The organism is Serinicoccus marinus DSM 15273 (genome assembly GCF_008386315.1).
GTDB lineage: Bacteria > Actinomycetota > Actinomycetes > Actinomycetales > Dermatophilaceae > Ornithinicoccus > Ornithinicoccus marinus.
Window position 1 is genome coordinate 308,774 of the sequence record NZ_CP043808.1, and the last position, 13,321, is coordinate 322,094.

Below are 13,321 nucleotides of genomic sequence, written 5' to 3' on the forward strand. Positions count from 1 at the left end.
GCCGTGGCGCTGGCGCTCGCCGTCACCGTCCTGGCCGGGCTGTCGACCTGCGTCGGTGGCTGGCTGGGCACGCGCCGTGCGGCGTTGCGGACCGGGGTGATGGCGGTTGCCCTCTGCTTCGCGGCGGGGGTGATGATCACCATCTCGGTCGGCGAGATCGCCCCGTCTGCCCTGAGCGGGTTGTCCGGTGTCGTCGGCGACCGCACCGCCCTGCTCTCCGTGATGGTGGCGATGGCCCTGGGCGCCGCGACCGTGCACCTCGTCTGCCACGTCATGCCGCACCGGTTCAGCCCGGCGGAGACGGGGGGCGGGCAGGACCTGCGTCGGGTCCGTTCCGGCGAGCTCGACGTCGGCCTGCTCCGGACGGGACTGATGCTCGCGGCGGTCGTGGGGCTGCACAACCTGCCTGAGGGTCTGGCGACGCTCGTCGCCACCCTGGACGACCCGACGGTGGGGGTGGTGCTCGCCGCGGCCATCGCCATCCACAACATCCCCGAGGGCATGGTCGTGGCGGCCCCGATCTACGCCGCGACCGGCAGCCGTGCCCGGGCCATGCTCTGGGCGGCAGCCTCGGGGCTGGCCGAGCCGGTGGGCGCGGTGCTGGGCTACCTCGTCCTGCAGGCTCTGCTCCCGGACGGCTGGATCGACCTGTCGCTGGCGCTGGTGGCCGGGATGATGATCGCGGTCAGCGTCGTCGAGCTGCTCCCCACCGCACGCAGGCATGCCGGGTCTCGCCACGCCCTGGTGCTCGGTTTCGTGGCGGGCGCGGCCGTGATGCTGCTCTCGCTCGCCCTGCTGCGGCTCTGAGGACCTCTTCTCAGGGTTGAGCGGAATAGACTCAACTTTGGTCACGTTGGACATGATAGTGAACTGACCGACGCGAGCGGCCCCGAGCGAGGGCCGGGAGGAGCACCGCATACCCATGGATCTCAACCTCACCACCAAGGCCCAGGAGGCCCTGTCGACCGCAGTGCGCGACGCCGCCGCGGCCGGCCACGCGCAGGTCGAGCCGGCGCACCTGCTGTCCGCGCTGACCCACCAGGGAGACACCACGACCGGGCCGCTGCTCGAGGCGAGCGGCTCCAGCCCGGACACCGCACGCCAGGCGGCCCAGGCCGCCCTCGCCGGGCTGCCGACCGCGAGCGGGTCCAGCATGGGCAACCCCGGCCTGTCCCGCGCCATGCACGCCGTCGTCAAGGGCGCGCAGGACGCCATGTCGGCGATGGGGGACTCTTTCGTCTCCACCGACCACCTGCTCCTCGCGCTCGCCCGCTCCGGGGCCTTCCCGGCCCTGGACGCCGAGGCCATCGCGGAGCGGATCCCGGCGCTGCGCGGCGGCAAGCCGGTCGACTCCGCCGAGCCGGAGGCGACCTTCGACGCCCTGGGTAAGTACGGCACCGACCTCACCGCGCTGGCCCGCGAGGGCAGGCTGGACCCGGTCATCGGCCGTGACTCCGAGATCCGCCGGGTCGTCCAGGTGCTGTCCCGCCGCACGAAGAACAACCCGGTCCTCATCGGAGACCCCGGCGTCGGCAAGACCGCCGTCGTCGAGGGCCTGGCCCAGCGCATCGTCGCCGGCGACGTGCCGGAGTCGCTGCGCGACAAGACCCTGATCGCCCTCGACCTCGGCGCGATGGTCGCGGGCGCGAAGTACCGCGGCGAGTTCGAGGAGCGGCTCAAGGCGGTCCTCGCCGAGATCACCGGCAGCGACGGCCAGGTCATCACCTTCATCGACGAGCTGCACACCGTCGTCGGCGCCGGAGCCAGCGGCGACTCCTCGATGGACGCCGGCAACATGCTCAAGCCGCTGCTCGCCCGGGGCGAGCTGCGCATGGTCGGCGCGACGACCCTGGACGAGTACCGCGAGAACATCGAGAAGGACCCCGCGCTGGAGCGCCGCTTCCAGCAGGTCTTCGTCGGCGAGCCCAGCGTCGAGGACACCGTGGCGATCCTGCGCGGCCTCAAGGAGCGCTACGAGGCGCACCACAAGGTCGCGATCGAGGACTCCGCGCTCGTCGCCGCCGCCGACCTCTCCGACCGCTACATCAGCGGCCGCCAGCTGCCGGACAAGGCCATCGACCTCGTCGACGAGGCCGCCAGCCGGCTGCGCATGGAGATCGACTCCTCCCCGGTCGAGATCGACCAGCTGCAGCGGCAGGTCGACCGGCTGACGATGGAGGAGATGCACCTTGCCCGCGAGGACGACGAGGCCTCGCAGGCCCGGCTGGCCAAGCTGCGCGCCGACCTCGCCGACCGCCGCGAGGAGCTGGCCGCGCTCACCGCGCGCTGGGAGTCGGAGAAGGGCGGGCTCAACCGGGTCGGTGAGCTCAAGGCGCGGCTCGACGACCTGCGCACCCAGGCCGAGCGGCTGCAGCGGCAGGGCGACTACGAAGGCGCCTCCCGGCTGCTCTACGGCGAGATCCCCGCGGCCGAGACCGAGCTGGTGGCGGCGCAGGAGGAGGAATCCGCGCTGAGCACCGACACCGAGGTCGCGCCGATGGTCAAGGACGAGGTCGGTGCCGACGACATCGCCGACGTCATCTCGGCCTGGACCGGCATCCCCGCCGGGCGGCTGCTCGAGGGCGAGACCGAGAAGCTGCTGCGGATGGAGGACGTCATCGGGCAGCGGCTCATCGGGCAGCGGCTCGCGGTGCGTACCGTGAGCGACGCGGTCCGCCGCGCCCGCGCTGGCATCTCCGACCCGGACCGGCCGACCGGCTCCTTCCTCTTCCTCGGCCCCACCGGGGTCGGCAAGACCGAGCTCGCCAAGAGCCTGGCGGACTTCCTCTTCGACGACGAGCGGGCGATGGTCCGCATCGACATGTCGGAGTATGCCGAGCGGCACGCGGTCGCGCGCCTCATCGGCGCACCCCCCGGGTATGTCGGGTACGACGAGGGCGGGCAGCTCACCGAGGCCGTCCGGCGCCGGCCCTACTCGGTCGTGCTGCTGGACGAGGTGGAGAAGGCCCACCCGGAGACCTTCGACATCCTGCTGCAGGTGCTCGACGACGGCCGGCTCACCGACGGCCAGGGGCGCACCGTCGACTTCCGCAACGTCATCCTCGTGATGACCTCCAACCTGGGCAGCCAGTTCCTCATCGACCCCACCACCGACGAGGCCACCAAGCGGGAGCAGGTCATGAGCGCGGTCCGCGCCACTTTCAAGCCCGAGTTCCTCAACCGGCTCGACGAGGTCGTGATCTTCGACCCGCTCAGCCAGGACGAGCTGGCCACTATCGTCGGGCTCCAGGTGGCCGAGCTGAGCCGCCGGCTGGAGGGTCGCCGGATCTCCCTCGAGGTGACCGACGCGGCCTCCCGGTGGCTGGCCGAGCGTGGCTTCGACCCCGCCTACGGGGCCCGGCCGCTGCGCCGCCTGGTGCAGACGCAGATCGGTGACCGCCTGGCGCGGGCGCTGCTCGCCGGGGACGTCCGCGACGGCGCGACGGTGGTGGTCGACGTCGATCCGGACGGTGGCGACCTCGTCCTGCGCTGACGCGCGGGCGGACGACCCTCACCCGGGGTCGCGGCAGGTCGCCGCGGCCCCGGGCATACCGCCCGCGGAACTTCGACCGTCGTTCACGCGGCATTCACCTCTCACGCCCGAGCACGTCACGTGTGCTCCCTAGGTTCGACCTCGGTTGGCGACGCCGCCACCACGAACCGGGCGCCGTCTCACTGGCGCGTCCGGCTGTCCTGGAAGACGTGCAGAGAGGTTCAACCCGTGAAGCTCCACCGCTTTGGTCCGACCGTCGCGATCGCGATGGCGGCCTCGCTCACCCTCGCCGCCTGCGGCGACGACGCGCCCACCACCTCCAGCAACGAGGGGTCCGACGAGGGCTCCGACGCCGGCTCCGAGGAGTCCGGCGAGGAGGGCGGCGAGACCCTCTCCGGCGACGTGCTCGGCTCGGGCGCGTCCTCCCAGGAAGCGGCCATGACCGCCTGGATCGCCGGCTACCAGGGCACCCAGCCCGAGGTGACGGTGCAGTACAACTCCGTGGGCTCCGGCGCCGGCCGGGAGAACCTCATCGCCGGTGCCTCCGACTTCATCGGCTCCGACGCCTACCTGGACGAGGAGGAGCGCGAGGCGGTGACCGACACCTGCGGTGAGGGCGGCGCCATGCACGTCCCGGTCTACATCTCCCCGGTCGCGGTCGCCTACAACCTGCCCGGCGTCGACGGCCTGCAGCTCTCGCCCGACACCCTGGCGCAGATCATGAACCAGGACATCACGACCTGGGACGACGCGGCCATCGCCGAGGACAACCCGGACGCCGAGCTCCCGGACACCGAGATCACCGTGGTCCACCGCTCCGACGACTCGGGCACCACCGAGAACTTCATGGAGTACCTCACCGCCGCCGCCCCCGACTCCTGGCCGCACGAGCCCAGCGACGCCTGGCCGGTCCCGGCCGAGGCCGCCGCGCAGAACACCGGCGTCATCCAGGTCATCAACGACAACGAGGGCACGATCGGGTATGCCGACGCCTCGGTCGTCACCGGCCAGTCCGCCGCCATCGGCGTGGGCGAGGAGTTCGTCACCTTCTCCCCGGAGGCCGCGGCCAACGTCGTCGACGCCTCCGAGCCGGCCGACACCGGCGTCGAGGGCGACATGGCGCTGGAGCTGGCCCGCGACACCACCGAGTCGGGCACCTACCCGATCGTCCTCGTGAGTTACCACATCGCCTGCACCTCCTACGACGACCCGGAGCGGGCCAACCTCGTCAAGGACTTCCTGTCCTACGTCGTCTCCGAGGAGGGCCAGCAGGCCGCCTCCGACGCCGCCGGGTCCGCCCCGATCTCCGAGGACACCCGCACCAGCGCGCTGGAGCTCATCGACACGATCCAGGGCGGCTGACACCTGTCCCGCCCACGTGCCACCCCGGACCGGCGGTCGACCGAGGAGTCGACCGCCGGTCGGGGCGTGCCTGCCCCCTGTCCGACCCGTGAAGGAACCTCATGAACGCCCCTGCCCCTCCCACGCGGCGTGAGCGCGGCCCGGCGAAGGCGGTGCGGCGACCGGGCGACCTCTTCTTCTCCGGCGCCTCCGTCGGCTCCGCCGTCGTCATCCTGCTCATCCTGGCCGGCGTCGCCGTCTTCCTCGCGGTGGAGGCCATGCCGGCCCTCACCGCCTCGGCCGACGAGATCAGCGGTGGCCGCGGGTTCTGGCGCTACGTCGCCCCCCTCGTCTTCGGGACCGTCGTCGCCTCGCTCATCGCGATGGTGCTGGCGACGCCGGTCGCCGTCGGCATCGCGCTGTTCGTCTCGCACTACGCGCCGCGCCGGCTGGGCAAGAGCATCGGCTTCGTCATCGACCTGCTCGCGGCGGTGCCCTCGGTCGTCTTCGGCATGTGGGGCATGGCGGTCTTCGCGCCGCGCCTGGTGCCGCTCTTCGAGTGGCTGGAGCGCTACCTCGGCTTCATCCCGATCTTCGCGGACTCGTCCACGACCGGGCGCACCCTGCTGACCGCCTCCATCGTGCTGGCGGTGATGATCCTGCCGATCATCACCTCGGTCTCGCGCGAGGTCTTCCTCCAGACGCCGCGCCTGCACGAGGAGGCCGCGCTGGCCCTCGGCGCTACTCAGTGGGAGATGATCCGCACCGCGGTCATCCCGTTCGGTATGCCCGGGGTCATCGGCGGCACGATGCTCGGCCTCGGGCGCGCCCTGGGGGAGACGATGGCGGTCGCCATCATCCTGGCGCCGGGCATCTTCACGTGGAACTTCATCGGCAACGGCAACTCCACCATCCCCGCCGAGATCGCCCTGAACTTTCCCGAGGCCGCCGGCCTGCGGCTCTCCGAGCTGATCGCCGCCGGCCTGGTCCTCTTCGTCATCACCCTCGGCGTCAACCTCTTCGCCCGCTGGATCGTGGACCGCCGCGCCGAGTTCTCGGGAGCCAACTGATGAGCACGCAGACCCAGACCCCGTCACCGCAGCGCAGCGACCATCGGCCCACCCAGCAGGAGGCCGTGAGCGGCATCGTCCCCTCGCCGGTGCGGCCGGCGGGCCGCCGCCCGGCGATGATCATCGCCGCCGGCGCCGTCGTCCTCGCCCTCCTGCTGTGGCAGCTGCTCGACCTGCACGTGGCCGCGGCGCTGCTGCTGTCGTTCCTGGCCTACCTGGGCGCGATCTACGCCACCTACCGTCAGCTCGGCGGCACCCGGGTGGCCGTCGACCACCTGGTGCGCTCGCTGGTCTACTTCGCCTTCGTCTGCGCCATCGTGCCGCTGGTCTCGGTGCTCTGGACGGTCATCGCCCAGGGGGCCGGCCGGGCCTTCGACTTCGCCTTCCTCAACCAGACGATGAACGGCGTCACCGGGCTCAACGACCAGCAGTACGCCGACGGCTCGGCGGACTTCGTCGGCGGCGCCTACCACGCGATCATGGGCACGCTCCTCATCACCGGGCTGGCGACGCTCATCTCGGTCCCGATCGGGATGTTCACCGCGATCTACCTGGTGGAGTACGGCGGCCGCAACCAGCTCAGCCGCGGGATCCGCTTCCTCGTCGACGTGATGACCGGCATACCCTCCATCGTCGCCGGGCTCTTCGCCTTCGCGCTGTTCACCCAGATCTTCGGGATCCGCGACGCCAAGATGGGGCTCGCGGGTGCGGTCGCCCTGTCGGTGCTGATGATCCCGACCGTGGTGCGCAACAGCGAGGAGATGCTGCGGATCGTGCCCAACGAGCTGCGCGAGGCGGCACTGGCGCTCGGGGTGCCGAAGTGGCGGGTCATCGCCAAGGTCGTGCTGCCCACCGCCGCCTCCGGCCTGGCCTCGGGGGTCACGCTGGCCATCGCCCGGGTCATCGGCGAGACCGCGCCGCTGCTCGTCGCGATCGGGTATGCCCGCGGCCTGAACTGGAACGCCTTCGACGGACCGATGAACACGCTCGCGGTCTACGCCTACTTCATGTTCACCAAGCCGCTCAGCCCCGCCGTGCGGGAGCCGAGCCTGGAGCGCGCCTGGGCCGCCGCGCTGCTGGTGCTCATCGTCATCGCCCTCAACCTGCTCGCCCGGCTCATCGCCACGATGTTCGCGCCGAAGACCGGCCGCTGACCTCCAGGAGACACTGCATACCCATGTCCAAGCGCATCGACGTCACCGACCTCGACATCTACTACGGCGACTTCCACGCCGTGAAGGATGTCTCCATGTCCATCGAGCCCCGCTCGGTGACCGCCTTCATCGGCCCCTCCGGCTGCGGCAAGTCCACCTTCCTGCGGACGCTGAACCGCATGCACGAGGTGATCCCCGGCGCCCGGGTCGAGGGCGAGGTCGCGATCGACGGGCAGAACCTCTACGCCCGCAACGTCGACCCGGTCGACGTGCGCCGCCAGGTCGGCATGGTCTTCCAGCGACCCAACCCGTTCCCGACGATGTCGATCAAGGAGAACGTCCTCGCGGGCGTCCGGCTCAACAGCAAGCGGATCTCGGGCAAGGTCGCCGACGAGCTCACCGAGAAGGCGCTGCGCGGCGCCAACCTGTGGAACGAGGTCAAGGACCGGCTCGACAAGCCCGGCTCGGGCCTGTCCGGCGGCCAGCAGCAGCGGCTGTGCATCGCCCGCGCCATCGCGATCCAGCCCGAGGTCATCCTCATGGACGACCGTGCTCGGCGCTGGACCCCATTTCGACGCTGGCGATCGAGGACCTCATCAACGAGCTCAAGGTCGACTACACCGTCGTCATCGTCACGCACAACATGCAGCAGGCGGCGCGCGTCTCGGACAAGACCGGCTTCTTCAACCTCGAGGCCACCGGCAAGCCGGGCGAGCTCGTGGAGTACGACTCCACCCAGAACATCTTCAACAACCCCAGCCAGCAGGCGACCGAGGACTACATCTCCGGCCGCTTCGGCTGAGACTCCCGACAGGACCTTCCGCGTGTCCGCCTCTGGAGCGGACTCGGTATCTCCGGTGGTGGAGAGGGTCGCGCCGGGTCGTGTGAGATCGGCTGCGTGATACTGGAGGTATGAGGTCTCTCGGCGCACGGCATACCCCCGGCTCGAGGATGCTCGGGGTGATGGGCCTCGCCGTCCTCGTCGCGCTCGCGGGGTGCTCGGACGACGACGGCGAGGACAGCGCGACCAGCTCGGCGCCGCCCCCGACGGCGCAGGACCGGCTGGAGCAGGCGCACGGGGTCCTCACCGACGCCGGCTCGGTCCACCTGACCATGGCCGGCGCCGACCTGCCCGAGGAGGAGAGCTCCTACATCATCAGCGCCGACGGCAGCGGCACGATGGACCCGCCCGCCTTCGACGGCACGATCACCGCGGTCGTGGCCGGGGTCCAGGCCGACATCCCGACCGTCGCGCTGGACGGCCAGCTCTTCGTGAAGCTGCCCTACGTGCCCGCGCACGTCAACACCGACCCGGAGGAGCTGGGGGTGCCCGACCCGGCCACGCTCTTCGACCGGGAGAGCGGCCTGGTGTCGCTGCTCACCCAGACCGACGACCCTCAGTTCGGCGAGCGCTCCCGGGCCGGGGCCGAGGTGGTGCAGCAGGTCGTGGGCACGCTGCCCGGCGAGATCGTCACCGACCTGCTCTACGCCGGGGACGCCGAGTCCTCCTTCGACGTCACCTACGGGTTGGTGGAGGAGTCCTGGCAGGTCCGCAGCGTCGAGATCACCGGTCCGTTCTACCCCCCGACGACCTCGACCTACACCGTGACCCTCGACCAGTACGGCGAGCCGGTCACGGTCACCGAGCCCTAGTGCCGGCGGGGGATCAGGGGGTCGTAGCGGGCGCTGCGGCTGGTCGTCCGGCTCGGGGGGCGCCGGCGCTGCTGACGGTCGCCGCGCTCGCGGTGGCCCTCGCCGCGGCCGACACCTACGTCGTCGTCCTGGCGCTCACGGACATGATGGCCGGCGTCGGGGTCGGCATCGAGTCGCTGCAGCGGGGGACCCCGATCATCTCGGGCTTCCTGCTCGGCTACATCGCCGTCCTGCCGCTCATCGGCCGCGTGTCCGACCTGGTCGACCGGCGCCGGATCCTGCTGTGGTGCCTGGTGGTCTTCGTCATCGGCTCGGCCGTGACCGCGGCCGCGGTCGAGCTGCCGGTCATGGTGGGGGGCCGCTTCCTCCAGGGTCTCGGCGGGGGCGGTCTGGTGCCCGCGACCCTCGCGCTGGTGGCCGACCTCTGGCCGCCCGGCCGGCGCGGTATGCCGCTGGGCGTCGTCGGCGCGGTGCAGGAGATGGGCTCGGTCGTCGGGCCGCTGCTGGGCGCGCTCGTCCTCGCCGTTGCCGGGTGGCGGGAGATCTTCTGGCTCAACGTGGTGCTCGGGCTGCTGGCCCTGGTCGGCGTCGCCGTCATCCGGCCCTCGCCCCCCACGCGCCCACCGGGCGTCGCGAATGGTTCCCCCACGCCCCACCGAGCGTCGGGGATGGTTGCCCACGGACCCACCGGGCGTCGCGGATGGTTGGCGCGGGTGACGGCATACCTGCTGGCGGCGCTCGCGACCGTGCTCTGGACGCTGACCCTGTGGGCGCCCGAGGCCCTGACCACCTCGATCGATCTGGGTGTGCCCTTCGTGCCCTTCGACACCGCGTCGGCCTCCCGGGTCGCGACGCCGATCGGTGCAGCCGCGGCCGTGGCGACGCTGCTCCTGGTGCTCGTCACCGCGTCTCGCTGGCTGCCGCTGCTGCTGCGCGCCGACCTGCTCGGCGCCACCCTCGTGGCCATCGCCCTCGGGTCGCTCGTCCTGACCTTCTCGACGGCCAACCCGGAGGAGGAGGTGCTCGGCCCCTGGGGGGTATGGCTGCTGCCGCTGGGTGCCGCCTCGACCGTGGCCTTCCTGCTCCGGCAACGGCTCGCCGCGAACCCGCTGATCCCCGAGGGAGTCGTCCGCCGCCGGGTCTGGCCCGCGCTGGTCGTCAGCCTCCTCGTCGGCGCGGCGATCGTCGCGATCGTCGTCGACGTCCCGCTGCTGTCCCGGCTCACCCAGGGCACCGACGAGACCGATGCGGCGCTGGTGCTGGTGCGCTTCCTCGTCGCCGTGCCCGTCGGTGCGCTGCTCGGGGGCTGGCTGCTGCGCCGCGTCGGCCCGGGGCTGGTCGCCGCCCCGGGGCTGGCGGTCGCGGCGGTCTCGATCTTCGCGATGGCGCGCTTGGAACGGGCCTCGCTGGACGAGGTCGTCAGCACCACGCTGGCGCTGGTCGGCGCCGGGCTCGGTGTCGGTCTGGCGATCGCACCGGTCAACGACGCGGCGCTCGCCGACGCCCGCGAGGACGGTCACGGCACCGTCAGCTCGCTCGTCGTCGTGGCGCGCATGGTCGGGATGGTCGTGGGTCTGGCGCTGCTCACCTCCCTCGGCCTGCGTCGGTTCTACCTGGAGGTCGGGACGCTAGCGGACCCCACCGACACCGACGCCCTGCTCGACGCTGCCGTGGTGCAGGTGCAGACGGTCCTCACGGGTGCCGGGTATACCGCCGCCCTCGCCGCCGTCGTCGCGCTCGCCCTCGGGGTGCGGGCCGTCGGCCGCACGGGGAGAGAGTAGGTCTCAGCCCTCGGGAGTGCCTTGGTGGAAGCGCTGACGCCACTGCTGGCCGGTGCGCTGCCACAGCGAGCTGCGCAGCGTGCTCCCGCCGTCGCCGGAGCCCCGCCACAGCACCAGGACGAGATCGGCGCCCAGCCGCTGGGTGTCGACGACCTCGAGCTCCACCGGCTCCGCCAGCGGCGCGATCTCGGCCAGCAGCTGCTCACGGGTCCGCAGCCGCCCCGACCGGCCGACCTCCTGCCACGACGGGTGCAGCAGCCCGGCGACGCCGGCCGGGTCGGCGCGCACCTCGTCGCTGAGCAGCGAGCGCTCCAGGGCCACGACCTTGTCCTCGTCGCTGACCTCCTCGGACAGCGAGAAGAGGTCGGCCTCCGGCTGCCGCGTGGTGACCTCGAAGGCGTGCTCGGACCCGCCAGGAGACGCCCCGGCGAAACCGGGACCCGCCTCCGGCTCGCGGCCCGCGGCATACGCCTGCGCCGCGGCGTTGGCGAGGCGGTCCGCCTCCTCGTTGAGCCCGTGGCCGGCGTGCCCCTTGACCCACTGGAAGCGCACGTTCGGCCGCATCGCCGCGTCGAGGGCCTTCATGATCTCGACGTTGGCCACCGGCTTGCCGTCCCCCTTGCGCCAGCCCTTGCGCTTCCACCCCGGCATCCACTGGTGATCGACTTGATGGCGTACTGCGAGTCGCAGTAGACGAGCAGATCCTCCTCCAGGTCCTCGGTCTGCTGCAGCAGGTCGAGCACCGCGGTCAGCTCACCCATGTTGTTGGTGCCGCGCTCCCAGCCGCCGCTGGCCCACCGGTCCGCGTCGACGTACCACCCCCACCCGGCCGGTCCGGGGTTGCCGAGCGCGGATCCGTCGGCGGCTGCTTCGAGAGTCATGGCGCCAAGCCTAGGTCGCGTGGGGACGAGCACCGCACCCACGGCTGCGGCCGGCCAGGCGGCCCCAGTCACCCTGCACTCACGCCCTACCCTGGGGACCATGAGCGAGACCCTGCACCTCGTCGGCGAGGCCGAGGCCGACCGCATCCTCACCGAGCACCCCTTCGCGCTGCTGACCGGCATGCTGCTGGACCAGCAGATCCCGATGGAGGTCGCCTTCGACGGCCCCCGCAAGATCCTCGAGCGCCTCGGGTCGGTCGACCCCGCGGCGATCGCCGGGACCGATCCGGAGGAGTTCATCGCCCTCTGCGCCACCCCACCGTCGGTCCACCGCTTCCCGAAGTCGATGGGGCAGCGGGTGCACGACCTCGCCGCCGCCGTCGTCCAGGACTACGACGGTGACACGGCCGCCATCTGGTCGCAGGGCGAGCCGGACGGCAAGGAGGTCCTCAAGCGGCTCAAGGCGCTGCCCGGCTTCGGCGACCAGAAGGCCAAGATCTTCCTCGCCCTGCTCGGCAAGCAGCGCGGCCTGACCGCGAACGGCTGGCGCGAGGCGGCCGGAGACTACGGCAAGGACGGTGTCCACATGTCCATCGCCGACGTCACGAGTGCCGACTCCCTGCAGCAGGTCCGTGCCTACAAGAAGGAGAAGAAGGCGGCCGCCAAGGCTGCGCGAGCGTGACCGCGCACGTTCCCGAGCCCGGGCCCTCAGGGCCCGACGGTCGACCGCCACGGACCTCCGTCTGGTCGACGCCGGGGATGGTCGCGATCGGGATCGTCGCGCTCACCGGCTTCTCCGGGTATGCCGCGCTCCTCCCGGTGGCGCCGCTGTGGGCCGTGGCGGGCGGGGCCGACAGCGCCGGCGCCGGGCTGGTCAACTTCGTCCTGCTCGGCATGACGGTCGCCACGCAGTTCGCCGTGCCCTGGTCAATCAGCCGCATCGGCTGGGCGTGGGTGCTGTCCCTCGGCATGGTCTTCCTCGGGGTCCCCTCGCTGCTGCACGGGCTCACCGACGCGCTGGCACCGACCCTCGCCCTCTCCGCCGTGCGGGGCGTCGGCTTCGGCATCCTCACCGTCGCCGCCAACGCCGCCGCCGTGCTCCTCGTCGAGCCCGCGCGCCGGGGTGCGGCGGTCGGGGCATACTCCGCAGCGCTGTCGATCCCCAACGTCATCTTCATGCCGCTCGGCGGCTGGGCCGCGCAGACCCTCGGCTACTGGCCGGTCTTCGCCGTCGGCGCGATCCCGCTGCTGGGCATACCGGCCTGCGTCGTGGTCGCGCGTCACCTGCCGACCCGGGCCACCCACGACACCCGGCACCCCGACGTGGACGAGCCGCCGGCGACCCTGCGCACCTATCTCGCACTGCTGCGACCCACGTTCGTCCTGCTGGCCGTGACCCTGGCCGGTGGGGCCGTCATCACCTTCGCCCCGCAGCTGGTCGCGCTGCCCTGGCTGTCCGCGGCGGGCCTGTTCGCCATGGGCCTCGTCTCGGCTGTCACGCGCTGGCGGATCGGCGAGGTCACCGACCGCGTCGGCGTGGACCGTCTCGTGGCACCGTTCATCGTGCTGACGGCGGTGGTCTTCGCGGTGATGGCCTGGCTGGTGCGCGAGCCGGTCACCACCGGTCAGGCCGCGGCGTGGATCGTCACCTGCGCGTTCGTCGGCCTCTGCTTCGGCGCGCTGCAGAACCTCACGATGCTCCAGGCGTTCGCGGCGGCCGGTCCGCGCCGGGTGGGCACGGCCAGCACCGTCTGGAACGCCGGCTTCGACACCGGCACCGCCAGTGGCGCCCTGCTCGTCGGTGCGGTCGCCGTCGGGGCTGGCTTCGGGTGGGGTATGGCCCTGGTCGCCGGGATCTCGTTGCTCACGCTCCCGCTCGCGGTGATCCACGCCCGTCGCTGAGGGACCGACCACGGCATAGCACAGGCTCCATCGGGAAGTTCGCCGA

The 13,321-nt window shown here is 71.9% G+C and carries 10 protein-coding genes and 2 pseudogenes; 10 read left to right on the top strand and 2 right to left on the bottom strand.

All coding sequences use genetic code 11. The features are described 5' to 3' along the window. Positions 1–3 precede the first annotated feature (3 nt). From FU792_RS01575 to FU792_RS01610, 8 genes and pseudogenes are all read left to right on the top strand, one after another. Entirely contained in the window at positions 4–807 is an 804-nt protein-coding gene (locus tag FU792_RS01575; protein ID WP_022925368.1) for a ZIP family metal transporter, read from the top strand. Positions 808–922: 115 nt separating this feature from the next. Further along, positions 923–3,493: an ATP-dependent chaperone ClpB gene (gene clpB / locus FU792_RS01580; RefSeq protein ID WP_022925369.1), complete on the top strand. Its 2,571-nt coding sequence runs from the start codon at positions 923–925 to the stop codon at positions 3,491–3,493. Between the two features lie 228 nt (positions 3,494–3,721). After that, on the top strand, positions 3,722–4,855 hold the full coding sequence (gene pstS / locus FU792_RS01585; RefSeq protein ID WP_022925370.1) for a phosphate ABC transporter substrate-binding protein PstS: 1,134 nt from the start codon (positions 3,722–3,724) through the stop codon (positions 4,853–4,855). A gap of 101 nt (positions 4,856–4,956) precedes the next feature. Continuing rightward, on the top strand, positions 4,957–5,904 hold the full coding sequence (gene pstC, locus FU792_RS01590) for a phosphate ABC transporter permease subunit PstC (protein WP_022925371.1): 948 nt from the start codon (positions 4,957–4,959) through the stop codon (positions 5,902–5,904). Then, positions 5,904–7,058 carry a phosphate ABC transporter permease PstA gene (gene pstA, locus FU792_RS01595; RefSeq protein ID WP_149814491.1) on the top strand — a complete coding sequence of 385 codons (1,155 nt, stop codon included), beginning with the start codon at positions 5,904–5,906 and terminating at the stop codon, positions 7,056–7,058. The genes pstC and pstA overlap by 1 nt, the downstream gene beginning before the upstream one ends. A gap of 23 nt (positions 7,059–7,081) precedes the next feature. After that, positions 7,082–7,860: pseudogene (pstB, locus tag FU792_RS01600) on the top strand (phosphate ABC transporter ATP-binding protein PstB). Positions 7,861–7,970: 110 nt separating this feature from the next. Then, complete coding sequence (locus tag FU792_RS01605; RefSeq protein WP_083673472.1) at positions 7,971–8,711, top strand: LppX_LprAFG lipoprotein; 741 nt, start codon at positions 7,971–7,973, stop codon at positions 8,709–8,711. Positions 8,712–8,803: 92 nt separating this feature from the next. Beyond that, entirely contained in the window at positions 8,804–10,492 is a 1,689-nt protein-coding gene (locus FU792_RS01610; RefSeq protein ID WP_022925375.1) for an MFS transporter, read from the top strand. Positions 10,493–10,495: 3 nt separating this feature from the next. Here the strand turns inward: FU792_RS01610 and FU792_RS01615 are convergent, their stop codons facing one another. Continuing rightward, positions 10,496–11,044 carry a nuclear transport factor 2 family protein gene (locus tag FU792_RS01615; RefSeq protein ID WP_420876883.1) on the bottom strand — a complete coding sequence of 183 codons (549 nt, stop codon included), beginning with the start codon at positions 11,042–11,044 and terminating at the stop codon, positions 10,496–10,498. Then, positions 11,027–11,556 (bottom strand): annotated as a pseudogene (locus FU792_RS19025) (ribonuclease H family protein); the annotation flags it as partial. The pseudogene FU792_RS19025 and the gene FU792_RS01615, both read right to left, overlap by 18 nt. On the opposite strand from FU792_RS19025, the gene FU792_RS01620 reads away from it, so the two are divergent. Beyond that, the gene (locus FU792_RS01620; RefSeq protein ID WP_022925377.1) at positions 11,474–12,055 is read left to right on the top strand and encodes an HhH-GPD-type base excision DNA repair protein; all 582 of its coding nucleotides are present in this window, start codon (positions 11,474–11,476) and stop codon (positions 12,053–12,055) included. The pseudogene FU792_RS19025 and the gene FU792_RS01620 overlap by 83 nt on opposite strands. Continuing rightward, on the top strand, positions 12,052–13,275 hold the full coding sequence (locus tag FU792_RS01625; protein WP_237740037.1) for an MFS transporter: 1,224 nt from the start codon (positions 12,052–12,054) through the stop codon (positions 13,273–13,275). The genes FU792_RS01620 and FU792_RS01625 overlap by 4 nt, the downstream gene beginning before the upstream one ends. Positions 13,276–13,321 lie beyond the last annotated feature (46 nt).